Raw genomic sequence first — 24,990 nt, forward strand, 5'->3', positions numbered from 1 at the left:
TTAACCGGTCCGTCTGCGCGAAAACCTGTAGAGCAGCCATGCTACCGCGCTCGCGCCCACGAGCAGCAGAACGAGGCTCGCCGTCACCGAATCAAGGCGGATCGACAACATCGCGAGCAGCGCGAGCACGATGTTGAGCGCAAAGACCTCGCTGACGATGCGCGGCACCGCAAACCCATTGTCTGTCGCGCGCTGGTAGTAGTGCGAGCGGTGCGCCGTCCAGAATGTCTCGCCTCTGGTCAGCCGCCGCAGCAGCGTGATCGTGGCGTCGGCGAGGTAATAGAGCGGCAGCAGCAACGCCGCGGCGACATGCTGGTGAAAGGCGAGCTGCAGCAGGCACCAGCCGAGCAGGAGCCCGATCGGCAGGCTGCCGACGTCGCCAAGGAAGATCTTTGCCACGGGGCGATTGAAAGGAGAGAAACCGAGCAGCGCGCCGCAGAGCGCGGCTGCCACCAGCGCGGTCGAAGGCGGGAGCTGCGCCCAAAAGCCGAGCAGTGCGACTGCCGCCGTGATTGGCACCGCTTCTGCCGCCGTCATCAGGTCGAGCCCGTCCATGAAGTTGACGAGATTCACAAACCAGAGGCCCGCGATCAGCAGCAAGCCGCGTTCAATCCAGAACGGGACGGCCGATACGATCCTGAGATCGCCGGGCGCGGCAAACACGACCACAGCCACCGCGAGTCCCTGCAGCAACAGGCGCGGCAGCACGGGCACGGGCTTGACGTCATCGGCAAAGCCGACCGCGGCGATGAACAAGGTCGCACCGAAGACCGCGAGCGGGATCTGGAGCGTGCCACTGCCGCTCAATGCGACGAGCGTGCCTGCCGCTGCCAGCGTCGCCGCGATCACGGCGATCCCCGCGCCCTGCGGCGTCGGGATCCGGTGGGATGAGCGCGCATTGGGCTTGGCGAGCGCCACGCGCAACAGCATCGGCCGCAGCAGCCAGGTGAGGAACGCCGACAATAACGCAGCAAGCGCCGCGGCGGCGAGCGAAAGCGCGATATCAGCGTTGGTCATTCGATTGGCGACAGCGTTTGCTCGGGGACCTCGATCGGCTTGTGCCCTTGCGCTTTCTTCTCCGCACTGAGAATCCACACCAGCCCGCCAAATGCGCCGACGATGAACGATACGGCGCCGAACAGCAGCGAAACGTTGACGCCCTCGTTGACCGGCAGCCCTGCATAGCCGAAGGCGAGACCCATGCTCGCCTCGCGTACGCCCCAGCCGGCAATCGAAATCGGCAACATGGTGATCAACATCACTGGCGGCACCAGTTGAAAGATCTGGCTGAACAGCAGCGGCGCGGAAATGGACTGCACCACGCACCAGGCGATGACCACGGCCAGGACGTGAACAAGCAGGGAGAGCACCGCGACCTTCGGCCCGCGATCCCAGCTGAACAGCACCTTGTTTGCGATGACAGCGCAGGCGTGGATGTGGTGCGTGCCCCACCAGCGCTTCAGCCACGGCCACTTCAATGCGCCGAGCAAGAGAAAGCCGCCGCCAGCCGCAAGCGCCGCGAAATCGACCAGGAGCAGCGCAGATCGTCCCTGTGGATCGCTGATCAACCGGTAGCTCCACGGCAGGCTCGCAACGATCAGCACGGCGAGTGCGATCAGCCCGATGGCCCGGTCGACGAAGATCGAATAGGTCGCCGCGCGCCAGCCGGCGCCGGAGCGGGCGACCAGCCACAGCCGCACGGCATCGCCGCCGATCGACGACGGCAATGTCTGATTGAAAAAGCTCCCGATCACGTTGAAGCGCATCGCCTGCCCGGTTTCGAGCGGCGCCCCGCATTCGGCGCTGATCTCGCGCCATCGCAATACGCCGAGGAAGATCTGCAGGAAGGTGACCGCGATCGCGAGACCGATCCAGCCAAGGCTTTCGAAGCGAAGGCGCGCGGCGAGGTCATACAGGTTGACCTTGCGGAGCGAGAGGTAAAGCAACGCAGCCGAGATCAATATCTTGATGGTCGAAAGCAGTATCCGGCGCATCTCGTCCGCGTTTGCCAAGTTCGAGAAAGACGTCAAAAACGGCGCAAATCGGCGCCGCGCGCCGAATTTGGCCGCCTTGGTATGGGTTTAGGACTGATCTTGCAATAGCCGTTCGATCGCTCTTGCGGCATCCTCTAACCGGCGGGTAAAGAGGGCCTGAATGGGGACTGCCGGGTTGCCCCGGTATTTGGCTTGCATGCTCATAAGGGTTTACGCTGCCCACAAAAAATTCACCTGAAGGGACTAACCGGTGTGGTAGCGCTTGCCGGCGGAAAACCCGCCCGGCAGGGTTACGTGGTGCTGGTCGCGTCCGTGATCCCAGGCATTTTGCCGATGTCAACAATGTGAAGGGGATATGGACATCGGTTCCGGAGGGACGATGAGGACGTTAACTATCGTCGGGCAGCGCGATTATTACAGAATTCGAGGTTAGGATGGACCGAATTATTCCACTGATCATGTGCGGCGGGGCGGGCACGAGGCTGTGGCCGGCGTCGCGCGAGGTCCATCCGAAGCAGTTCCTGCCGTTGTTCGGGACCCGCTCGACCTTCCAGGAGACACTGCTCAGGGTGTCCGATCCGGCGCTGTTCGAGCGGCCGATCGTGATCACCAACAACGCCTATCGCTTCATGGTGCTGGAGCAACTGGCCGGCATCGGGCGCGAGGCGGACGTGCTGCTCGAGCCGGCGCGGCGCGACTCCGGGCCGGCGATCGCGGCCGGCGCGGCTTTCGCGCAAGCGCGCGATAGAGACGCGATCGTGCTGGCGCTCGCCGCCGATCACGTGGTGGGCGACACCGAAGCCTTCGTCGCCGCCTGCCGCGAGGGGTTGGCTGCCGCGAAAGCAGGCCGCATCGTCACCTTTGGCGTCAATCCCGAGCGCCCAGCGACCGAATACGGCTATATCAGCCCTGGCGATAGCATTTCGGGACAAGTGCGCGCGGTTGCAAAATTCGTCGAGAAGCCGGACGCGGCGACTGCAGCCGACTACATCAAATCAGGCTACCTCTGGAACAGCGGCAACTTCATGTTCCGCGCCGCCGTGCTGCTTGACGAGTACCGCAATTTCGATACCGCGAGTGTGCAGGCGGTGATCGAGGCGGCGACCAAGGCCGAGCGCGATCTCGGCTTCGTCAAGCTCGATGCGGATGGGTTCGGATCGGCGAAAGCGATCTCGATCGACTATGCGGTGATGGAAAAGACCGCGCGCGCGGCCGTGGTGCCGGTGTCCTGCGGCTGGTCGGATGTCGGCTCGTGGCACGCGGTGTGGGAATTGTCTGACAAAGACGGGCAGGGCAATGCCGCGCGCGGCGTTGCAGTCTTCGAAGACTCGCGCAACTGCAACGTTTCGACCGACCGCGCGCTGGTCGCGCTCGAGGGCGTCGACGATCTCGTGGTGGTCGCGACGCAGGATGCCATCCTGGTATCGCGGCAGAAGGATGCCAACGGCCTGAAGCGCCTGGTGGCGAAACTGAAGACGGTGGCGCCCGAGGTCACCGAGAACCACATAAAGGTCCATCGGCCCTGGGGCTCGTACCAGTCGGTCGACAATGGCGAACGCCACCAGGTCAAGCGCATCGTCGTCAAGCCGGGCGAGCGACTGTCGCTGCAGAAGCACCACCATCGTTCCGAACACTGGATCGTCGTGCGAGGTGCTGCGCGCGTCACCGTCAACGAAACGGTCAAAACCGTGCACGAGAACGAATCGATCTACATCCCGATCGGCGCGGTGCACCGGTTGGAGAACCCGGGCAAGATCCTCCTGGAATTGATCGAGGTGCAGACCGGCAGCTATCTCGGCGAGGACGACATCATCCGTATCGAGGACGATTATCAGCGCACCTGATGGTTGCTCCGCGCACCCGTTTCGCTTCCGATGGCCGGCCACGACGGTGTAATCTTTTGAATCAAAACGTGTCCGGATTTGCTTGTTGGCATTCGCCACATTTGTGACAGCATGCTATAGCGTCTGCGTGACGATGCTTCGGGGAAAGAAAGCACGTCGCGACAAGGGGATAGGGCTACGGCCTGATTCGGTGGAGTCGGGTTGGTCTGGGGAAGAACGCGCAACCGATGGGCGCCACCAAAAGTCTGTTGGGGTAATCACATGAGTTCCAAAGGGTCTGGGTTGGCCGCAAAAGCCGGGATCAGGCGTGCCTTGCGCGTCGGGGTGATCGGTGCGGGGGTTATGGGCAGCAACCATGCCCGCGTGCTGGCGGGATTGCCCGAGGTCACGCTGGTCGGGATCGTCGATCCCCTGGCTGAACATCGCGCGCGCGCCATTGCGATGGTCGGGTGCCGGGCGTTTACGACGCTCGATGAACTGCTCGCCGAAGGCGTCGATGCCGTGACGATCGCAGCGCCGACCCATCTGCATCACGAGATCGCGCTCGCCTGTATCGCGCGCAACGTCCATATCCTGGTCGAGAAGCCCGTCGCCTCCACGGTCGAGGAGGGCAACGACATCGTCACCGCCGCGCGGCAGGCCGGCGTGACGCTGATGGTCGGTCATGTCGAGCGCTTCAACCCGGCGGTTGCCGCGATCAAGCAGGCGATATCGGGCGAAGACATCCTCTCGATCGGCATTACCCGCGTCGGTCCGTTCCCCCCGCGCATGTCCAATGTCGGTGTCGTCATCGATCTGGCCGTGCATGACATCGACCTGATCCGCTGGTTCACCGAGTCTGAAATCGTCGACGTGCAGCCGCAGCTTTCGAGTGCCGTGGCGGAGCGCGAGGACATCGCGCTGTTGCAGTTCCGTACCGCTTCCGGGGTGCTCGCGCATATCAACACCAACTGGCTGACGCCGTTCAAGGCGCGGAGCGTCACGGTCGCCACGCGCGGCAAATATGTGATGGGCGATCTCCTGACCCGGCAGGTCACCGAGTGCTTCGGCTTCAAGCCGGACGGCAGCTATTCGATGCGGCATCTGCCGGTTGGCCACGACGAACCGTTGCGTGCCGAATTGATTGCGTTCCTCGATGCAGTGAGGAGCGGCAAGGAGCCGGCGGTATCAGGCAACGAGGGCGTCGCGAGTCTCGAGATCGCGATCAAATGTTTGGAAACGCCGGCCACGCCGGCCGCGACCATCGTTCGCAAGGCCCCGCGCCGCGTCGCCGGCTGATTTCATCCCTCATTCCCTCGCAAGGCCTCATGAACCAGCATATGCGTCCCGAACCGATTCCCTTCATCGACCTTGCCGCGCAGCGCCGCCGGCTTGGCGCATCCGTCGATGAGGCGGTCTCCCGCGTGCTCTCCCATTGCCAGTTCATCGGCGGACCGGAAGTGTCAGCGCTGGAGGCTGAGCTTGCAAAGTTCTCGGGCGCAAAACATGTGGTGAGCTGCGCCAGCGGCACCGACGCGCTCTTGATGGTGCTGATGGCCAAGAAGGTCGGCCCGGGCGATGCGGTGCTGTGCCCGTCCTTTACGTTCTGCGCAACCGGCGAATCAGTGGCGCTGACTGGCGCGACGCCGGTTTTCGTCGACGTCGATGAGACGACCTTCAACATGGATGCCGCCTCGCTGAAGCGTGGCATCGCGACCGCGAAGGCGCGCGGCCTCAAGCCCGTCGGCATCATTCCGGTCGACCTGTTCGGGCAGAGCGCCGATCACGGCGCGATCGGCGAGGTCGCCAAGGCCGAGGGTCTGTTCGTGCTCGACGACGCGGCCCAGGGCTTCGGCGCCAGCTACAAGGGGCGGCGGATCGGCACCTTTGGCCTGGCGACTGCGACCAGCTTCTTCCCGGCGAAGCCGCTCGGCTGCTTCGGCGATGGCGGCGCGATCTTCACCGACGACGACGACCTTGCGCAAACGCTGCGCAGCATCCGCGTGCACGGCCAGGGCTCCGACAAATACGACAACGTGCGCCTCGGCCTGACCGGGCGGCTCGACACCATGCAGGCGGCCGTGCTGCTCGAGAAGCTCAAGATCTTCGAGGACGAGATCGCCGCGCGAAATGAGGTCGCGGAGCGCTATGCGCGCGGGCTCGGCAATGTCGTGAAGGTGCCGCGTCTCGCCGCCGGCTGCAGCTCGATCTGGGCGTGCTACACCATCCGCCTGCCTGAGGGGACCGACCGCGACGGTTTTGCCGCGGCGCTGAAAGCTCAGGGCGTTCCGACCGCGATCTACTACACGAAGTCGATACATCAGCAGACCGCCTACCGCGACTTCCCGGTGGCTGAGGGCGGCCTGCCGGTCAGCGAACGGCTTTCGAATGACGTCATCAGCCTGCCGATTCACGCCTATCTCGACGAGGCGACGCAGGGGCGAATCATCGAGGCGGTGCGCGGCGCGCTGTCTTGATTTCGCCGCTTTGGGCGCGGCTTCACGTCACAGCAAAATTAGCCGTTCGGCTCTGATGCCATCGGCATCAAATATGCGCTAAGAAGCGGCGCATGCTTGGACGCATCTTCACCGTCGGCGGCTACACCCTGCTTTCGCGGCTGACGGGGCTCGCGCGCGACATCATGCTCGCCGCGATCCTCGGCGCGGGGCCGATTGCCGACGCCTTCCTTGTGGCCTGGCGCCTGCCGAACAATTTCCGCGCAATCTTCGCCGAAGGCGCGTTCAACACCGCGTTCATTCCTGCTTATGCCCATGTCCATGGCAAGGGCGGCGAGACGTCGGGGCGTCTGTTCGCCGACCGGATCTTCACGCTGCTATTCCTGTCGCAGCTCATCCTGCTGGCGCTAGCCTGGGCCTTCATGCCGCAGGTGCTGCGCGTCCTCGCGCCCGGCTTCACCGATGAGGCCGAGCAGCGCCAGCTTGCGATCGAGCTCACCCGGATCACCTTTCCGTATCTGCTGCTGATCACGATGGTGACGCTCTATGGCGGCATGCTCAACGTGATGCAGCGCTTTGCCAGCGCCGCCGGGGCCTCTATCCTCCTCAATCTATCGATGATGGCAACGCTGGCTCTGGCGGCGTCCTTCCCGACCGCGGGGCATGCTGCGGCCTGGGGCGTCCTGATCTCCGGCTTCCTGCAGTATTTCCTGCTCGCGGGCGATCTGGCGAGGCACGGCACGCTGCCGCGCTTTGCCATGCCGCGGCTGGACGAGGACGTCCGCGCTTTCTTCCGCGCGATCGGGCCGGCGACGCTGGGCTCGATGGGCACGCAGGTTGCCGTGTTCGCCGACACCATCATCGCGACGTTCCTGGCCGCCGGCGCGCTGTCGGCGCTCTATTACGCCGAGCGGCTCTACCAACTGCCGATCGGCGTGATCGGGATTGCCGTCGGCACGGTGCTGTTGCCGGAAATGTCGCGGCGGATCACGGCGGAGGATGTTGCGGGGGCTGCAGCCGCCCAGCGGCGCGCCTTTGACTTCACCCTGCTTGCGACCGTGCCCTTTGTCGCGGCCTTCCTCACCGTACCCGACATTATCGTGCGCGCGGCGTTTGCGCGCGGCGCCTTCACCAAGGCCGACGCCGCGGCGGCCGCAGCGACCTTGGCGGCCTATTCGATCGGCCTGATCCCGTTCGTGATGATTCGCAGCGCGGTCGCGACGTTTTACGCGCGCAAGGATACGGCAACGCCGATGAAGGCGTCGCTCACCGGGCTAGGCGCCAATCTGCTGTTGAAGATCGGCCTGATGGGCTCGCTCGCCCAGATCGGGCTCGCGCTCGCCACCGCGGTCGGCGCCTGGATCAACCTCTTGCTGGTGCTCGGCTTTGCGGTGCGCGCCGGCTATCTCGAGCTCGATCGTCGGATGATGCTGACCTTCGGGAAGTTCGCCGTCTCGGGCCTCGTGCTCGCGGGATCGCTGTGGTGGACCCAGCGATTCGCGGCCAGCTATTTTGCGCAGATGCATGTGCTGCGCGATGAAACCATCCTTGCGCTCCTGATTGCGGTCGGCGCCTTCGTCTATGGATTTTCCATCCTGGTGCTGTTCGGGCGCGGCTGGCTCTTTGCCTTGCGGCGCGGCTAGTTTTCGAGAGCATGATCCGGAAAAGTGGAGACCGGTTTTCCGAAAAAGATCATGCTCAAACAAAGAGCTAGAGCGGGATGACGATTCGAATAAAAGTCATCGCGCGCTAGTCAAATCAGCTTTTTGTTGCGGTGCTTCCAAGCTCCGCAATTCGCGGTTTGCGCTTCTTTCCCAACCGCGCCAATATGGCCGGAAACACGCCGACATGGCGTGGACAACAACAACGACAATTGGAGTGACGATGGCAGCCCCCATCAAATTCGGCGTCGGCCAGAGCGTACGCCGCAAGGAAGACGACGCGCTGATTCGCGGCATGGGCCGCTACACCGACGACGTCGCGCCGCAGCCGGCGTTGCATTCGCTGGTGCTGCGCTCGCCGCACGCGCATGCGAAATTCACCATCGACGTCGCCAAGGCGCGGGGCCTGCCAGGCGTCAGCCTGATCCTGACCGCGGCCGAAGTCGCCGATCTCGGCGACCTGCCATGCCTGTTCAACCTGGAGACCGACCCGTTCACCGGTCCGCCCTATCCGATTCTGGCCAAGGACGAGGTGCGCCATGTCGGCGATGCCGTCGCCTTCGTCGTCGCCGAGACGATCGATCAGGCGCGCGATGCGATCGAGGCGATCGACGTGCAGTGGACGCCGCTGCCGGCCGTGATCGGCGTCCTCAATGCCGTGAAACCGGGCGCGCCGCAGGTGTGGCCCGATAAGCCGGGCAACGTGCTGTTCGACGTCTCGATCGGCGACAAGAAGGCGACCGAAGAAGCCTTTGCCAAGGCGCACACGGTCGCGGAAATTTCGATCGTCAATCCGCGCATCGTCACCAACTTCATGGAGACGCGTGCGGCGGTCGCCGAATATGATGCGAAGAAGGATCATCTGACGCTGACGATCGGCAGCCAGGGCAGCCATCGCCTGCGCGACATTCTCTGCCAGAACATCCTGAAGATCCCGGTCGAGAACATGCGGGTGATCTGCCCCGATGTCGGCGGCGGCTTCGGCACAAAGCTGTTTCCCTACCGCGAATATGCGCTGGTCGCGGTCGCCGCGCGCCAGTTGAAAAAGACCGTCAAATGGACGGCGGATCGCGCCGATCACTTCATGGGCGACTCGCAGGGACGCGACAACGTCACGACCGCCAAGATGGCGCTCGCCGAGGACGGCAAGTTCTTAGGGATGGATGTCGACCTGATGGGCGACATGGGCGGCTATCTCTCGACCTTCGGCCCGTATATTCCGCATGGCGGCGCCGGCATGCTGCCGGGGCTCTACGACATCCAGGCCTTCCATTGCCGCGTCCGCACCGTGTTCACCAACACCGTGCCGGTGGATGCCTATCGCGGCGCCGGGCGGCCGGAGGCGGCCTACGTCATCGAACGCCTGGTTGATGCCGCCGCGCGAAAACTCGACATGACGCCGGATGCTGTCAGGCGCAAGAACTTCATTCCGCCGAAGTCGCTGCCCTACAAGACCGCGACCGGGAAGGTCTACGACTCCGGTGACTTCGCCGCGCATATGAAGCGCGCGATGGAGATTGCCGAGTGGAAGGAATTTCCCAAGCGCGCCAGGGCGGCGAAGAAGGACGGCCTGGTGCGCGGCATCGGGCTCGCGACCTATGTGGAGATCTGCGGCACCATGGGCGAGGAGACCGCGAACGTCGCGCTCGATCCCAATGGCGACGTCTCGATCCTGATCGGCACGCAATCGAGCGGGCAGGGCCACCAGACCGCCTATGCACAGATCGTGGCCGAGCAGTTCGGCGTGCCGCCGGAGCGCGTCCACATCCTGCAGGGCGACACCGACAAGATCGCAACAGGTCTTGGCACTGGCGGCTCGGCGTCGATCCCCACGGGCGGTGTCAGCGTGCAGCGCGCCACCTCCGCGCTCGGTGACAAGTTGAAGGAGATCGCGGCGCAGGCGCTGGAAGCAAGCGCCGGCGACCTCGAGATATCAGACGGCGTGATCCGCATCGCCGGCACCGACCGCTCGATCAGCTTTGCCGATCTCGCCAAGCGCCCCGGCATCGATCCGTCGAAGCTGAACGCCAGCGCGACCTTCGCCAGTGCCGACGGCACCTATCCGAATGGCACGCATCTCGCTGAAGTCGAGATCGATCCGGCGACCGGCATCATCAAGATCGTGAACTATGTCATCGTCGATGACTTCGGCGTGACACTGAACCCGCTGCTGCTGGCGGGCCAGGTTCACGGCGGCGCGATGCAGGGCATCGGGCAGGCGCTGATGGAGCAGGCGGTCTATAGCGCAACCGACGGCCAGCTCGTCACCGGCACCTTCATGGACTATGCGGTGCCGCGCGCCTCCGACGGTCCGTCCTTCGTGTTCGAGACCCACAACGTGCCCTGTGCGACCAATCCGCTCGGCGTCAAGGGCGCGGGCGAAGCGGGCGCGATCGGCTCATGCCCCGCGATTGTCAACGCGATCGTCGAAGGCCTGTGGCGCGAATACAAGATCGACCACATCGACATGCCCGCTACCCCCGAGCGGGTCTGGATCGCGATCCGCGAGGCGCAGCGGCGCCATAATCTCTAATGACGATTCCGTGCGCGGGAATAAATCCCCGCGCACGGGTTCTACTGGAGAAGCGGCGATAGGGGCACGCCCGGCAAAGCTTCACGAAAAGGAGAATTCGCGGATGAAGCGGATGGTAATGGTGGTGTGCGGCGTGCTGCTCGGTGCGAGCGCCGTCATGGCGCAGCAGGAGATCGCGGTTCAGCAGGACAACCTGATGCGGGCGCAGGCGAAGAGCATGTACACCGTGATCGGGAAAATGGTGAAGGGCGATATCCCCTACGACCAGAAGGCGGTCGATACCGCGCTCGCCGATCTCGAAACGAACGTCGCCAAGATCGCCACGGTCTTTGCCACCAACCCCAAGGAAGACGTGAAGGACGCCACCTACACTTCGTCGCCCAAGATCTGGCAGAACAAGGCCGATTTCGATTCCAAGATCCCGCCGGTCACGAAGGCGATCGTCGACTTCAAAGGCAAGGTCAAAAATCTCGATCAGTTGAAGGTGGCCTACACCAGCATCAACGACCGCTGCGGCGGGTGTCACGACATCTATCGTGTCAAATTGAAGTGATGCGAGGCTTCACCTCTCCCGCTTGCGGGAGAGGTCGGTGCGTAAGCGCCGGGTGAGGGATCTCTCCACTCCGGGAATCCCAATGCGGAGACACCCCCACCCCAACCCTCCCCCGCAAGAGCGGGAGAGGGGGCGCAGCTACACCGTGGCCAGTTCAATAGCCGCGAAATGACAGAGGCGGATGCAGGAGCATCCGCTTTCAGGGATAAGCGCTTGCGGCTGGCTTACTTCACGACCTGGCCGCGGATCTCGCCGCCCGGATTGGCCGCGGTGTGGACGTTCACGTAATACTTGCCGGCCAGGAAATCAGCGGCCTGCGCATCCGTCAGTGTGGCGCTGCCTTCGGCGGGGCTCGAGGCGATATTCGGGATCGGGACGGCGACGCCGCTATTCTTGCCGGCTTCGGCGGGACCGTGGAAATGCGCCGCAGTGGCGGGGCCGGTGAGGCCGGAATAGCTGACCTTCCAGCTCAGCTTCTTGGTCGCGGGATCGTAGTCGATATCGGCGGTTCCGGTTCCGGCGCTGTTGTTCGGCGGCACTTCCGATTTGCTGTCCAACGGCACCTTGTACTTGTCGGCGAGAGCAGGAGCGGCAAACACGATGGCGGCTCCGAGCGCGAGCGTAGCAAGCATGGTCTTGTTCGGCATGGTTTTTCTCCCTGTTGGTATCGGAATGGTGTCGACCTCAAAACAATGGCTTTTTCGCTTTATTCCCAAAATCGCCCGCGAGCGCGGAAAATTTCGAGCAAGCGTATGGCCGAAACTCTCTCCATATTAGCCGCTCGATCGACGAACTGGAGCATATGCGGTTCTGATTGTACCGAGGCTCCAGATTCTTGTCTTGACGAGTTTTCTTCGCGAACCGGTGTCCGCCCTCGGATCAAGTCCGAGGGCATGCTTCGCTTGAAAACGCTCCAATAACGGGTCGGACCATGTTGCGACGAACATATCCCGCGATCATCCTCGCCGGCATTGTCGCCATCGGCGTCTATTGGTGGATGACCATACCTTCGACGATTGCGGCCAGCGCGTTGCCGGCCTATCGGCCTGACATCGGCAACGGCTCCACCATCTTCAACGCGGGCGGATGTTCGTCCTGCCACGCCGTGCCGAACCAGCCCGATCGGACCCGGCTCGGCGGCGGGCTCCCGATTCCGTCACCGTTCGGCACCTTCTATGCGCCGAATATCTCGCCCGATCCCAACGACGGCATCGGCCGATGGAGCGAGGACGATTTCGTCGCCGCGGTCATGAAGGGGACTTCGCCGGACGACACCCATTTCTTCCCGGCGTTTCCCTACACCTCCTACCAGCATGCGAAGATCGACGACGTCCGCGACCTCTTCGCCTTCATCAAGACGCTGCCGCCGGTCGCGGGCAAGGTGCGCGATCACGACGTGCCGTTTCCCTTCAACATTCGCCGCAACATCGGCGTCTGGAAATTCCTGTTCATGGATGGCAAGCCGTTCACCCCGGACCCGACACGCTCCGCGCAGTGGAATCGCGGAGCCTATCTCGTGAACAGTTTCGGCCATTGCGCGGAGTGCCACAGCCCGCGCAATTTCCTGGGCGGTATCATCCGCGCGCAACGCTTTGCTGGCGGACCGAATCCGGAAGGCGAGGGCTGGGTGCCCAACATCACGCAGAAGAATCTCGGAGACTGGAGCGTGAAGGATTTCGCGTATTTCCTGAAGACCGGCGAACTGCCGGAGGGCGATAACGCCAGCGGATTGATGGCGCGCGTGATCAAGAACACCTCGCAATTGTCCGATGACGATCGCGCGGCAATGGCGGATTATCTCAAATCGCTGCCACCGGTCGAGGGACCGACGCCGCCGAAGCGGAGCGGGAGCAAGAGCTAGGACGTTTTCTTATAAGCGCTTGATGTCCACCTTCGTGTGCTCCCGACTCGCGCAGGGCCGGCGGCGTTCTCCACCGCTGCTTGCCGCACGCTCATGGTTAGCCCCAATTCACGCGGGCGCCGTGACTTCGCCGGAGGTCTCTACATTGAGGATGACCTTCCCTTTCACCGGTGATCGTCGTTGGCCTTCCAACATCAGGTGGGCGTCTCGCGCACCGGCAAAAGGAAGAACTGCGCCGACGCAGGTCTTCAGTTCACCGCGATCAATGAGATCGGCAATTTCGCGCAGACGCTCGGTGGTCACTTCCACCAGGAAGAAGGCCGCAGTGGCCCCGTGGTGCTTTGCAAGGGCTTGATCAGGCGGGGATACGGCGGAGATCAGCTTGCCACCGGGGCGAAGACCCTGAAAAGAACGCGTTTGCGTTTCGCCTCCGACGAGGTCCAGTACCGCGTCCGCGTCCTTCACCTCTTCCTCGAAGCGTTGCGTATGATAGTCCAATACCGTGTCGGCACCGAGGGACCGCACGTACTCGATGTCTTTGGTCCCCGCCGTCGCTATTGAACGAAGGCGAGCGCGACGAGCCAGTTGAACCGCATAGGCTCCGACGCTTCCCGCAGCGCCTTGAATAACGACCGTCTGCCCGGCTTCGAGGCGAGCGTGGTCGAACAGGGCTTGCCACGCCGTGACTGCAACGACGGGAACGGAAGCCGCTTCGGCATAGCTCAGCGAGGTTGGTTTCCTCGCGAGCATCCCGGCAGAGGCTACGGCGTATTCTGCGTAAGCGCCAAGGAATTGGGTGTTGGTCACTCCGAAGACCTGATCTCCGACAGCGATGTCGGAAATGCCCGATCCCACGGCCGCGATTGTTCCTGACAAATCAGAGCCGAGCGTAAGAGGAAGAGGCTGCGGCAACGCGCTCTTGCCGGCCCTGATCCAGCCGTCCCAGGGACCGACTCCTGCTGCGTGAACATCGACAAGAACCTCGCCCGGACCAGGATCTGGCCTGGGAACCCGTTCCAACATCATCACTTCCGGCGGTCCGAATTTGTGTACTCGCCATGCCAACATGGAAGAGCGAGCAGGACCTTGGGACACATCGCCGACGTGGGTACTTGTCATGTTGGTCTCCATACTAATTGCGGGTCAGATTCCGCTATTCACCGTCTCAAGCTCCTGCGCACCTCCAGCCGCACTTCAGCCGCCGCTAACAAGTGCTACTCGGTGTGGGCAAGTCCGGTTAATCGCGCATAGCCGCCAACGATGTCAGCGAGTTCTGCAGACGTAATCACATCTTCCAGGCGGTTGAAGCCGTTTGGTGCGCGCTCGGCCACCAGATCCAGCACGCGCTCAGGACCGCCTCTACGATTGTTGCGCACAACTTCGGCAGTTTTGGGCAATCTCTCGGCCTCATAGGCGCTGAGCGCCGCCTCAGGTGCCATTTCGGACAAGAGCCTCGCCAGGCATCTCGCATCGAGAATGGCTTGGGCTGAGCCGTTCGAGCCGGTCGGATACATGGGATGTGCCGCATCGCCTAGCAACGTCACGCGCCCTTGACTCCACCAGGGAAGCGGATCGCGATCGCACTCCGGGTACTCAAAAAACTGCGGCGTGGCCCGGATCAGCGCCTCGACATCGAGAAAGGGTAGCCGCAGGCGCTTCGCGAACGGTAGCACCTCCTCAAGCTTGCCGGGGCGAGACCAGTTTTCACGTCGGGGCGGCGGCGATGCGCCGTTCGCCACCTTCCCGTTCATCACCCAGTTGGTCAGCCGCGTTCCCGCCGATCCGCCCTCGGCGATCGGATAGACAGTCAGCTTGGCCATCGAGTCGGCGGCGATCAGCATGACATTGCCGCCCTCGAAAACCGGCCAATCCACTGCTCCTCGCCACAGCTGACTGCCTTGCCAGCGGATGCCGCCGTCCGCAGGATGCAGCAGGGCCCGCAGTACCGAGTGGATGCCGTCAGCACCTGCCAGCACATCGCCACGCTCTTCCACTTCGGCGCCATCGGCCAGCGTGAACCGCGCCGTGACGCCGTCGCTGCCCTGAGTAAAACTCTGCAGCCGATGACCGTTGCGCAAGCTGCCGGCCGGCAAGCGCGCCTGCGTCGCTCGCCAAAGAACGCCGTGCAACCTGCCACGATGGATTGAAAGCTGAGGCATATCGTGCCCGCCCCAGAGGCCGCACTCGCCAGCCCATATCTGTTGTCCGAGGTGATTCACATACCGCAGTTCGCGCGTGCGGATGGCGATATCGTCGAGCTCCCCCAACAAGCCGAGCGACATGAGAACGCGGGCGCTGTGCGGAAGGATATTTATGCCCACCTCGAAGACGGTGCAGGGAACGCCGAGCTGATGCAGCGACAATGCCAGCGTTAGTCCGCCGATTCCTCCTCCCGCAATAAGAACGCGCCGGTTGAGAGATCCATCTTGGCCCTTATTTTGCGGGCTGCCGGTCGATGGCTCATGATTCTTGTTCATCGGATCGTCTTTCGTTACGGGATTTACTGAGCTGTTGCAGCGCCGCCCGTGTCTCCGGGAAGCAGCAATTCGATTGCCCGCACTGACATCTGATTTAATCGCGGCCAGGCATCCGTGATGGCGCCCGCATTGAGGGTGCCGAAGTGTGCTCCCTTCTTTATTGCGCGGCGGGCGGACGTAGCGACAGCACGAAGATCGAGGTTTTCTCGTCAGGCCCGAACGGGCCGGGCACCTTGTGACTCACCGGCTTGAGACTCATTAGATAATCCGCGATCGCTTCAGCATCTTGCTTTGTGAGCTTTGAAAAGGCCTGCCACGGCATGATGGTTGCAAGTCTGCGCCCGTCCGGGCGCGTGCCTGTCTGAAACGCCGCGATGATCTGGTCCTTGGTCCAGTTGCCAAGACCGGTCTCCTTATCCGGCGTAAGGTTCGGCCCAACGAAAACGCCCACTTTCAGGATATCGAATCCGACATCCGAACCGCCCAGATAGCGCGCCGCGTCCGACTTTCCGCGGAGAGAGCCCGGCGTGTGGCAGTCATTGCAGCCGCCGAGTTCGACAAGGTATTTACCGCGTGCAAGCTGCGCAGTCGAAGCCGAGGCTGACTCGGCTGAGCCGTTCCAGCCCATCGCGGCGGCGGCGATGACGCACGTGAGGAAGGCGGCAGGAGATCGTGTTTTCGGCTTCAAGGCTTGATTCTTGTTCATCGGCATCGTCTTTCGGGAAAGGATTTGTTGAGCCGTTGTGGCTCGGCCGCCGGCTGAGTGTCGCGCAAGGAGCAACTCGATTGCCGACATTGACATCTGGTTTAGTCGCGACCGGCCTCTATGATGGCCCTCGCTATCCGATCCGGATGCGTGAAGCATATTTCATGAGACCCCGGAATCTGGATGAGGCGGAAAAGTCCAAGCTTCTCCGAAAGCCTCGGATGCCACGGATGGCTATGCGAGCCCGCTATATCCTCGGTGCAGTTGATATAGGACTTGCCAACGTCCATGTCGGCCGGATTGTCGGATAGACAGATCTTGTCCCTGAAGGTTTGCATCGGGTGCGGATTGAGCATGTTGTAGGCTATTTGCGCTGTCTCAAGGTCGCCATCATTGATGAAAGCTTCATGCCAGAGCGGGAACGGCAACAGGATCGAACCATCATTCCGTTCTGCTGCGAGGGCCTCTATCGCGGCGACATGATGTGGTGCAGTCATATCGAGGAGGGACTCTCCGTCATTGGGAACAAAGGCGTTCCAATAGACCAGGCGCCGGATGCGGCGTAGAACGCGATCGGCCACTCCCGTAATCACCATTCCACCGTAGCTGTGCCCGACGAGTATTGCGTCCTCGGTGCCGGTTTCTTCCAGATATTCGACGATCGAATCTATGGCTTCTGACAAGCCGACTGTTTTCGAGTCACCCGGCCGATTGCCTTTTATTGTAGGGGTGTGGACATCATGTCCCATCGCCTGAATGTGGGAAGCCACAAGCAGGAGTTCGGCACCTGTGTGCCAAGCGCCATGTACAAGCACGTAGTTCGCCATGCACTTTGCCTTTGTTCACGATCAATACTTGTCGCACGCCACACCCGTGTAGGGTGCAGTTGCGATCGGACTGACCGAAAGCGAAACGATTGCGGACCGGAGGCGGATACGCAGAAGATGTTGCCACAGTGTCCTGCACCGGTGACGGTGGATCCGCGTCAACCGGCGCTACCGATTAGAGGTAGGGGGTAGCCTGATCAGCAACAGTACCAAGATTGGCAACTCTCAATGTACCATCGAGAGACTTCGCATTGACGTTCATTGCGCAGTGCTATCGCGCCAATTCCAATAGCCGACTACAGTCCGCCGGCAGCCGCCGTTCATTGAGGTTGGTCACGCCGAGCAGCAATCCTTGCTGCCGGGGAGGCTGCATGTACCACTGCGACAGGGGAGCCGGGGCCAAGCCGACCTGTAGGGCGCGCGAAGCGATGTCCACGTCTGACACAGACTCGGGAAGCAAGAGAACCACTGCCAGACCGGCGCTTGCTTGCACCTTTATCGAGTCTGACGCCATCTCTCCCAGGCAACGAAGCAAGGTTTCCCGTCGGGCGGCGTAAAGCCGCTTCATGCGGCGCAGATGGCGAATGTAGTGCCCTTCGCGCAGGAATTCCGCCACAGCGCGCTGGATGGCCGCAGCCGGCGCTGGCGCCAGGCTAGCCGCGAGTTCACCGAACGGATGAGTCAGTTCCTGCGGCACGACCATGAAACCCAGGCGCAGCGCCGGACTGATCGTCTTGCTGAAACTGCCGATGTGCAGCACCCGTCCTCCATGATCGAGAGATGCAAGAGCCGGAGCCGCCCGTCCTTGCAGCTGCAGTTCGCTGAGGTAATCGTCCTCGATGATCCAGGCGGCGTTCCGCCGAGCCCAGGCGATCAGTGCTAGCCGCCGCGGCAGCGACATCGTCATGCCGAGCGGCGCCTGCTGGCCCGGTGTTACAACTGCCAGTGCCGCTCCACTGGCGGTCTGGACACCAGCGGCGACATCAAGTCCTTCTGCATCGACCGGGACGGCTGTCACAGGCACGCCGGCCAGACCGAGCGCGGTGCGCGTGAGCGGGAAGCCTGGATCCTCGATCCAGGCTCCCATCCTTCCAAGCTGAAGCCCTCGGATCGCCAGACCGAGTGCACCAGAGAATCCGCCCGTTACGAGCACCTGAGAGGGGCTGCACCGAATGCCGCGGGCCAGCCCCAAGTAAGCCGCGATTTCCTTTCGCAACTCCGGATCGCCACGCGGATCCGGATATGTCACCGGTGCTGCTGCGGCCCGCCGGCTCTCACGCATCAGGATGCGTGACCACAGCTTGAACGGAAAGGCGTCTTGAGAGGGTACGCCCATCTGAAATGGCCGTGGTGCGCTTCCGAACTCATAAAAGAGGTCCGGCAGAAGCGGGGCCTCCTGCGATCGGTCGGGCATCGAGGATCGGGACGGCCGCTCGGCCACACGAGTTCCAGCTGGCCCGAGGCCGATCGCGAATTGCTCCGCGATGAGACGTTCGTAGGCCACACGCACGGTGCCGCGCGAGACCCCAAGCTGAGCGGCCAGATCGCGCCAGGAGGGCAACCGCGCGCCCGAGGCGAGCCGCCCGTTCTCGATGCCCTCTCGGATCGCCGAATAAATCTGCGCAGCCAGCGGAGTCCTTCTGGCACGATCGAGTTGGATGGGGAGGGCAGCCATCGCGCGATGGTACAGTCAAAATTGGCGATCTTGGTACTGTTTTATGATCAGGCGCAGCTCATCTATTCGCTAGCACCGGAGTGGTCCCGATCCATCAGGCTTGGTGGGAGCCGCTGCCCTGCACCGAGCAGTTCGGTAAGCGCGGTCACCAATGGCGAAGCGCTGTTCCACCTTCGCTTTCGGAAGCTACCCATGGCCCCGGGCATGAGATGTCGAACCGACTTTCCAACGCTGCAATATTTCCAGCAAAGAGACAAATGACCGAGGAGAAAATTACCATGAAGGCAATCGTGGTAACGGACCAGGCTGAGGGAACAGCCGGGATGAAGTTGGTGGAGCGCCGCGAGCCGCAGGCAGCGATAAACGACGTCGTCGTTCAGGTTCATGCGTCGGGATTCACCTGGGATGAGTTGACGTGGCCCTCGACCTGGACCGATCGCCTCGGCCGTGACCGGACGCCGGTGATTCCCGGGCAAGAGCTGGCCGGAGTGGTCACCGCTCTCGGCTATGGCACGAGGGGGCTGTCGGTGGGACAGCGGGTGTTTGGCCTCACGGACTCGTATCGCGGCGGCACGCTGGCCGAGTACGTGGCCGTCGAGGCACGCAATCTCGCGCCGCTGCCGGGCGATGTCGACTTCACAGTGGGCGCGAGCGTGGCGATGCCGGGCCTGACCGCGTGGCAGGGGCTGTTCGAGCACGGCCGCCTTCAGGCGGGGCAGAGCGTCCTCGTGCACGGCGCGGCCGGTGCAGTCGGTTCGATGGTGACACAACTCGCACGAAAGTTCGGCGCCTACGTCATCGGCACCGGACGCGCTGCCCACCGTCAGACGGCGATCGACTTCGGCGCGCAGGAATTCGTCGACCTCGAGAACGACGCCATGGAAGACGTCGGCGGAGTCGATCTGGTTTTCGATGTCTTCGGCGGAGACATCGCGAAGCGGTCCGCGGGCCTGATTCGAGCCGGAGGAACGCTGGTGACCATCGCCGGCCCGACCGAGGCACGGCCCGCCGACGGTCTGGCGGTCGATTTCGTTGTCGTGTCCGATCGCGCCCAACTGAGTGAGATCATCCAGCGAGTGCGAGACGGACGGCTGCGGACGAACATCGGCAACGTCTCGACCCTCGACGATGCCGTCGCCGCCTTCAACCCGACCGAGCGGATCAAGGCCAAGCGGATCAAGGGGAAGACGATCATCCGCGTTCGTCCGTGAGCGACACGCGCTCATCGATGCGCGCGGCCAGCCGGAGCTGTCCAGATCGGCCGACTGCGTCCTATCAGCCCGGGCAACCCGGGAAACTACCTATGGCCCCTGGCATGAGATGTCGAACGGGCTCTCTATCGCTGGAACATATCCAGCAAAGAGACAAATGACTGAGGAGAAAACTATCATGAAGGCAATCGTCGTAACGGACCAGGCGGCCGGAACGGCCGGGATGAAGCTGGTGAAGCGGCCCGAGCCGCAGGCGGCGATAAACGACGTCATCGTTCAGGTTCATGCGTCGGGATTCGTCCCGACTGAGCTGGCGTGGCCCTCGACCTGGACCGATCGCCTCGACCGTGACCGAACACCCTCGATCCCTGGGCACGAGCTGGCCGGAGTAGTCACCGCTCTCGGCTACGGCACGACGGGGCTGTCGGTGGGACAGCGAGTGTTCGGCCTCGCCGACTGGTATCGCGACGGCACGCTGGCGGAGTATGTAGCCATGGAGGCACGTAACCTCGCGCCGCTTCCGGGCGACGTCGATTTCACGGTGGGCGCGAGTCTGCCAATCTCGGGCCTCACCGCGTGGCAGGGACTGTTGCAGCACGGCCGCCTTCAGGCGGGGCACAGCGTCCTCGTGCACGGCGCGGCTGGCGCAGTCGGTTCGATGGTGACCCAGCTCGCACGAGAGTTCGGCGCCTATGTCATCGGCACCGGACGCGCCGCCGACCGTCAGACGGCGCTCGACTTCGGCGCGAAGGAGTTCGTTGACCTCGACAACGACGCCTTGGAAGACGTCGGCGGAGTCGATCTGGTGTTCGATGTCATCGGCGGCGACATCGGGAAGCGGTCCGCAGGCCTGATTCGAGCCGGAGGAACGCTGGTGTCCATCGTCGGGCCGGCTGAGGCACGGCCCGCCGACGGCCTCGCGGTCGACTTCGTCGTCGAGCCCGATCGTGCCCAACTGAGTGAGATCGTCCAGCGGGTGCGGGACGGACGACTGCGGACGAACATCGGCGACGTCTCGACCCTCGACGATGCCGTCGCCGCCTTAAACCCGACCGAGCGACGCAAGGGGAAGACAATCATACGCGTTCGTCCCTGAGCGACGCACGCCCATTGATGCACGCAGCCGGCCGGCGCTGTCCAGGACGGGCGGCTGCTTCCTATCAGCCCCCAGCCACCGAGAGGCATGCATGGCTTCCACGTTAAAGATCAACGGCGCACCCCAAGAGGTCGATGTCGATGTCGACGGCAAGACCGAGGCGCGCTTTTTCAGCCGAACGGCAGCCAACCGTCTCATGTCAATCTTCGATGGTATTGGCGAGCTTCAAACGCGCGATGGCCGTCCACTTGTAGTGGATGCGGGGCCCGGAACGGATTTTCATACCCTCTATCACGCTCGGGTCTTTCAATCTGACGACAAACTCGAAGCCGCCCTCGGCAGGCCGGACGTCCACCTCGGCTCGCCGCCAGCACCCTTCGCAGCGCCCGGCCGCATGAACGCGGATGGTATCTCGGTTTTCTACGGCACCAACAATCAGAAAGCGGCTATCGCAGAGGTGCGCCCGACTGTTGGTAGTCAGATCGCGGTCACCCAATTCGAGATCATCAGAAAGCTGCGACTGCTCGATTTGGCTGCCCTCAGTGACGTCCGCGTCACCGGAAGCCTTTGTGATTTCGGGTTAGCCGGGAGGATGGAGACCGCCGTATTCCTGCGGTTGCTGAGTGAGCGTATCATGCGGCCGGCGATGCCCGATGATGATCCGTTTGAATGCCTCGCAACGCAGGCCATAGCCGATTTTCTGGCGACGGAGGCTTCGGTGCCGATCGACGGCATCATTTTTCCATCCGGGCAGGCCGGCGGCGACAGTCTTTACGTCGTGCTTTTTCACAAGGCTGCCCGTATCGAGGCTCTGAATGTTCCGGAGGGAACAGAGATAAGCGCGAGTACGGGCTATTGGACAGAGGATGGCTGGGTAGAAGATTACGAGGTGGTTGAGAAAATAGCACCGGTACACAGGGAGGTTCATAAGAACGAGCAAGAGCTGGAAAGCCTGGACTTCACTGCAATTGCGGAAGCAATGCGTCTTGACCCGCGGAAGGTCGATTGGCGCGAAGCTAGTCTTCGCATCGTGCCCGAAAGCATGGAAGTGCATCGCGTAAAGCGTGCCCAATTCGCGACGGACGCATTCACGGTGAAACGGCATCGTCAGGAAAAACGGGACAGCATTGATCGTTAGGGGTGCCGCAAAAGCGCATCATGTGGATGCGAAAGGCAGCCATCGCAGGATGGTACAGCCGAAATCGGCAATCTTGGTACTGTTCTGTAAACAGGCGCAACGCATCTATTCGCCAGTACCAGCGACCGGAGTGATGCCGATGCATCAGGTTCGTGTGACCCCGGTCAATGCAGACAGCACAGATCGCAGACACGGAGATAGGAGTTTGACAATGGCCGACGTTATTTCTGGCGTTAAGATCCCCGATAGCAGGATCGCGCGCGAAGCCGCCGAACTCGTGCGACAACATGAAAACGAGATGTTGTTCAACCACTCGGTTCGAGTGTTTGTGTTCGGTGCGATGAAGGGAATCCGCCAGAACCTAAAATTCGACTCTGAATTGCTTTACGTCGCTGCGCTGTTTCACGATCTAGGCCTCGTCCAACCTTTTCATAGCCATACAAAGCGGTTTGAAGTCGACGGCGCCGATGCAGCCCGCGAATTCCTTAAGAGCCATGGCATCCCGGACCCGAAAGCGGATCTGGTGTGGGAAGCAATCGCCTTACATACCACGCCGGGCATCCCCCAATACATGCAGCCAGAAATCGCTCTCACGAACGCCGGTGTTCTAGTCGACGTCGTCGGTATTGGATATGACCACTATACGCCAGAGCAACGCGACCAGGTCATCGCCGCGTTTCCCCGCGGCGCCTTCAAGGATGACTTCATCCAGCTTCAGACTTGCTCGGCCTTGAAGAAGCCTCAGACGACGTTCGGCACAGTCAATTTCGACTATATCGAAGACCACGACCCTACGTTTCACAAGCCAAACGCGTGCACTCGGATACGCAACACTCCTTGGCTTACCTGAACGCCCATGCGCGTTTGTTTTCGTAAGTTCGGAACCATCAGTGTGGCGGCATCCACACAGCCAATTGTTTGCAACCAACGTGTAGCGATAGGTGCTGGCATTCACGTAGCCACAAACGTTCACCCGCCGCGATGCTTGCCACCTCGAAAATGTTGATCCAGCCGGAAGAGCGAGTTGAGAGATGCCAAGGTTTTCTGATTTCCCGATCACACAGCGCTGGCCTGCGAAATACCCGGAGCGTTTGCAACTCTATTCACTGCCGACACCCAACGGCGTAAAGGTCTCGATCATGCTGGAGGAGATCGGGCTACCTTACGAAGTGCATCTGATCGACTTCAATAAGGGCGACCAGCACACGCCGGAATTCCTTTCGTTGAACCCCAACGGCAAGATCCCCGCGATCCTCGATCCCAACGGCCCGGAGGGTGAGCCGCTGCCCTTGTTCGAATCCGGTGCGATTCTGCAATACCTCGCGGAGAGGACAGGCAAGTTTCTGCCTGCTAGCGCAGCTCGTTATTACGAGACCATCCAGTGGGTGCATTTCCAGATGGGTGGGATCGGACCGATGTTCGGCCAGGTCGGCTTCTTCAACAAATTCGCAGGCCGTGAATACGAGGACAAGCGGCCACTTCAGCGATACGTCAATGAGTCAAAGCGCCTGCTTGGCGTGATGGAAACGCATCTCGCTGGACGGAAGTGGATCATGGACGATGAATATACCATCGCCGACATTTCCATGCTTGGCTGGGTACGTAACCTGATCGGCTTCTATGAGGCTCGCGAACTCGTCGACTTCGACAGTCTGCAAGAAGTACCAGCTTGGCTCGAACGGGGCCTGGCGCGGCCCGCCGTGCAGCGTGGATTGACTATCCCGCACATGCGGTAAAACGACCCTCCCATGGCCCGCAAGTCCAAGCTAGGTCGTCCCGAACGCCTTGAAGGTGATGATGGTGTGGGTGTCCTGGATGCCCGGGATGACCTGCACCTTCTCGTTGACGAAATGGCCGATGTCGGTGTCCTTGTCGACGTAGAATTTCACCAGGAGGTCGTAATCGCCCGCGGTGGAGTAGATCTCGGAGGCGATCTCGGCCTCCGCCAGCGCATTGGCGACGGCATAGGACTGGCCGAGCTTGCACTTGATCTGGATGAAGAAGGGAACCATCGCTGTCGTCTCCGGGGCAAAATAGCGGATGCATAGAGCCAAATTCGCCGTGCAATAGCAAGCCGGCTTGCCGGGCCCGGTCGGCCGCGCTAGGAGGTGTCATGGTCGTATGGCTATCCCACTGCGCGGCAGTTTTCCAATGACGCCGATCGCGCTCACCATCGCCGGTTCGGATTCCTCTGGCGGCGCCGGCATCCAGGCGGACTTGAAGACCTTTGCCGCGCTCGGCGTCTACGGCGCCTCCGTCATCACCGCGCTGACGGCACAGAACACGATGGGCGTACGCGGCATCCATCAGGTGCCGGCCGAGTTCGTGACCGCGCAGATCGATGCGGTGTTTTCCGATCTGGCGGTCGGCGCGGTCAAGATCGGCATGGTGGCGGAGCTCTCGATCATCGATGCGATCGCGGCCGGACTCGAGCGCTGGTCGCCCAGGCATATCGTGTTCGATCCGGTGATGGTCGCTACATCGGGCGATCGCCTGCTTGCCGCGGAAGCGGTCGACGCGTTGCGCACGAGATTGATCCCGCTTGCCTCGTTGATCACCCCGAACCTGCCGGAAGCTGCCGCATTGCTCGACGAGCCGATGGCCTCGGACGAGGCCGCCATCGAAAGCCAGGGCAGGCGGCTGCTTGCGCTCGGCTGTCAGGCGGTGCTGATCAAGGGCGGGCACAGGCAGGGCAGCGAGAGCATCGACTATCTCGTCGATGCCGACAGCGCGATCATGCTCGCGGCCCCCCGTATCAACACCGCAAACACCCATGGCACCGGCTGTTCATTGTCGTCGGCGATCGCAGCCGGGCTTGCCAAGGGCGAGGACATGGCATCGGCCGTGCGCAACGCCAAGCGCTGGATCAGCGCCGCGATCGAAGCCGCCGATCGTTTCACCGTCGGTCACGGCCACGGGCCAGTGCACCATTTTCACAGATTTTATTAGACGATCGGGCTGCCTCAACCCTGTCCCGCA

General features: G+C 62.3%; 22 protein-coding genes. 13 read left to right on the plus strand and 9 right to left on the minus strand.

Annotated features, from left to right (window positions below; translation table 11 throughout):
- Positions 1–1,017 carry a glycosyl transferase gene (locus tag K288_RS0112890; protein WP_027579921.1) on the minus strand — a complete coding sequence of 339 codons (1,017 nt, stop codon included), beginning with the start codon at positions 1,015–1,017 and terminating at the stop codon, positions 1–3.
- Positions 1,014–1,994: a lysylphosphatidylglycerol synthase transmembrane domain-containing protein gene (locus K288_RS0112895; protein WP_027579922.1), complete on the minus strand. Its 981-nt coding sequence runs from the start codon at positions 1,992–1,994 to the stop codon at positions 1,014–1,016. Before K288_RS0112895 ends, K288_RS0112890 begins: the two co-directional genes overlap by 4 nt.
- Before the next feature lie 434 nt (positions 1,995–2,428).
- Here K288_RS0112895 and K288_RS0112905 point away from each other — a divergent pair, with 434 nt between their 5' ends.
- From K288_RS0112905 to K288_RS0112930, 6 genes are all read left to right on the plus strand, one after another.
- The gene (locus K288_RS0112905) at positions 2,429–3,838 is read left to right on the plus strand and encodes a mannose-1-phosphate guanylyltransferase/mannose-6-phosphate isomerase (RefSeq protein WP_027579923.1); all 1,410 of its coding nucleotides are present in this window, start codon (positions 2,429–2,431) and stop codon (positions 3,836–3,838) included.
- A 261-nt stretch (positions 3,839–4,099) separates the two neighbouring features.
- Positions 4,100–5,116, plus strand: coding sequence for a Gfo/Idh/MocA family oxidoreductase (locus tag K288_RS0112910; RefSeq protein ID WP_027579924.1), 1,017 nt, complete (start codon positions 4,100–4,102; stop codon positions 5,114–5,116).
- Positions 5,117–5,145: 29 nt separating this feature from the next.
- Entirely contained in the window at positions 5,146–6,294 is a 1,149-nt protein-coding gene (locus tag K288_RS0112915; protein ID WP_027579925.1) for a DegT/DnrJ/EryC1/StrS aminotransferase family protein, read from the plus strand.
- 92 nt (positions 6,295–6,386) lie between these two features.
- Entirely contained in the window at positions 6,387–7,916 is a 1,530-nt protein-coding gene (gene murJ / locus K288_RS0112920) for a murein biosynthesis integral membrane protein MurJ (protein ID WP_027579926.1), read from the plus strand.
- 241 nt (positions 7,917–8,157) lie between these two features.
- Positions 8,158–10,467: a xanthine dehydrogenase family protein molybdopterin-binding subunit gene (locus K288_RS0112925; protein ID WP_027579927.1), complete on the plus strand. Its 2,310-nt coding sequence runs from the start codon at positions 8,158–8,160 to the stop codon at positions 10,465–10,467.
- A 103-nt stretch (positions 10,468–10,570) separates the two neighbouring features.
- Positions 10,571–11,020 carry a cytochrome c gene (locus K288_RS0112930; protein ID WP_027579928.1) on the plus strand — a complete coding sequence of 150 codons (450 nt, stop codon included), beginning with the start codon at positions 10,571–10,573 and terminating at the stop codon, positions 11,018–11,020.
- Positions 11,021–11,244: 224 nt separating this feature from the next.
- On the opposite strand, the gene K288_RS0112935 is transcribed toward K288_RS0112930, so the two are convergent.
- Positions 11,245–11,667 (minus strand): CHRD domain-containing protein, encoded by a 423-nt coding sequence (locus K288_RS0112935; protein WP_027579929.1) that lies wholly within the window; start codon positions 11,665–11,667, stop codon positions 11,245–11,247.
- A 284-nt stretch (positions 11,668–11,951) separates the two neighbouring features.
- On the opposite strand from K288_RS0112935, the gene K288_RS0112940 reads away from it, so the two are divergent.
- Positions 11,952–12,881, plus strand: a complete 930-nt coding sequence (locus K288_RS0112940; protein ID WP_027579930.1) for a cytochrome c — start codon at positions 11,952–11,954, stop codon at positions 12,879–12,881.
- A 108-nt stretch (positions 12,882–12,989) separates the two neighbouring features.
- Here the strand turns inward: K288_RS0112940 and K288_RS0112945 are convergent, their stop codons facing one another.
- The 5 genes from K288_RS0112945 to K288_RS0112965 form a co-directional block, all read right to left on the minus strand.
- On the minus strand, positions 12,990–13,949 hold the full coding sequence (locus K288_RS0112945; RefSeq protein ID WP_027579931.1) for an NADP-dependent oxidoreductase: 960 nt from the start codon (positions 13,947–13,949) through the stop codon (positions 12,990–12,992).
- A 146-nt stretch (positions 13,950–14,095) separates the two neighbouring features.
- The gene (locus K288_RS0112950; RefSeq protein ID WP_084799582.1) at positions 14,096–15,358 is read right to left on the minus strand and encodes a flavin-dependent oxidoreductase; all 1,263 of its coding nucleotides are present in this window, start codon (positions 15,356–15,358) and stop codon (positions 14,096–14,098) included.
- Between the two features lie 157 nt (positions 15,359–15,515).
- On the minus strand, positions 15,516–15,986 hold the full coding sequence (locus K288_RS0112955; RefSeq protein ID WP_051334519.1) for a c-type cytochrome: 471 nt from the start codon (positions 15,984–15,986) through the stop codon (positions 15,516–15,518).
- Positions 15,987–16,165: 179 nt separating this feature from the next.
- Entirely contained in the window at positions 16,166–16,891 is a 726-nt protein-coding gene (locus K288_RS0112960; RefSeq protein WP_027579934.1) for an alpha/beta hydrolase, read from the minus strand.
- A 271-nt stretch (positions 16,892–17,162) separates the two neighbouring features.
- Positions 17,163–18,566, minus strand: a complete 1,404-nt coding sequence (locus tag K288_RS0112965) for a PLP-dependent aminotransferase family protein (RefSeq protein WP_027579935.1) — start codon at positions 18,564–18,566, stop codon at positions 17,163–17,165.
- A 278-nt stretch (positions 18,567–18,844) separates the two neighbouring features.
- Between K288_RS0112965 and K288_RS0112970 the strand changes: the two genes are divergently transcribed.
- The 5 genes from K288_RS0112970 (at position 18,845) to K288_RS0112990 (ending at position 23,747) form a co-directional block, all read left to right on the plus strand.
- On the plus strand, positions 18,845–19,777 hold the full coding sequence (locus K288_RS0112970; protein ID WP_027579936.1) for an NADP-dependent oxidoreductase: 933 nt from the start codon (positions 18,845–18,847) through the stop codon (positions 19,775–19,777).
- A gap of 178 nt (positions 19,778–19,955) precedes the next feature.
- A complete protein-coding gene (locus K288_RS0112975; protein ID WP_027579937.1) occupies positions 19,956–20,873 on the plus strand; it encodes an NADP-dependent oxidoreductase in 918 nt (305 codons plus the stop codon).
- Between the two features lie 91 nt (positions 20,874–20,964).
- Positions 20,965–22,011 (plus strand): RES family NAD+ phosphorylase, encoded by a 1,047-nt coding sequence (locus tag K288_RS45420; RefSeq protein ID WP_051334517.1) that lies wholly within the window; start codon positions 20,965–20,967, stop codon positions 22,009–22,011.
- Between the two features lie 211 nt (positions 22,012–22,222).
- On the plus strand, positions 22,223–22,861 hold the full coding sequence (locus tag K288_RS0112985) for an HD domain-containing protein (protein ID WP_027579938.1): 639 nt from the start codon (positions 22,223–22,225) through the stop codon (positions 22,859–22,861).
- A gap of 181 nt (positions 22,862–23,042) precedes the next feature.
- On the plus strand, positions 23,043–23,747 hold the full coding sequence (locus K288_RS0112990) for a glutathione S-transferase N-terminal domain-containing protein (RefSeq protein WP_027579939.1): 705 nt from the start codon (positions 23,043–23,045) through the stop codon (positions 23,745–23,747).
- 30 nt (positions 23,748–23,777) lie between these two features.
- Here K288_RS0112990 and K288_RS0112995 read toward each other — a convergent pair whose 3' ends face one another.
- Positions 23,778–24,023, minus strand: a complete 246-nt coding sequence (locus K288_RS0112995; RefSeq protein WP_027579940.1) for an Lrp/AsnC ligand binding domain-containing protein — start codon at positions 24,021–24,023, stop codon at positions 23,778–23,780.
- A gap of 139 nt (positions 24,024–24,162) precedes the next feature.
- Here K288_RS0112995 and thiD point away from each other — a divergent pair, with 139 nt between their 5' ends.
- The gene (thiD, locus tag K288_RS0113000) at positions 24,163–24,960 is read left to right on the plus strand and encodes a bifunctional hydroxymethylpyrimidine kinase/phosphomethylpyrimidine kinase (protein WP_027579941.1); all 798 of its coding nucleotides are present in this window, start codon (positions 24,163–24,165) and stop codon (positions 24,958–24,960) included.
- The last annotated feature ends 30 nt before the right edge of the window (positions 24,961–24,990 follow it).

The organism is Bradyrhizobium sp. Ai1a-2 (genome assembly GCF_000426245.1).
In the GTDB taxonomy this organism is placed as follows: domain Bacteria; phylum Pseudomonadota; class Alphaproteobacteria; order Rhizobiales; family Xanthobacteraceae; genus Bradyrhizobium.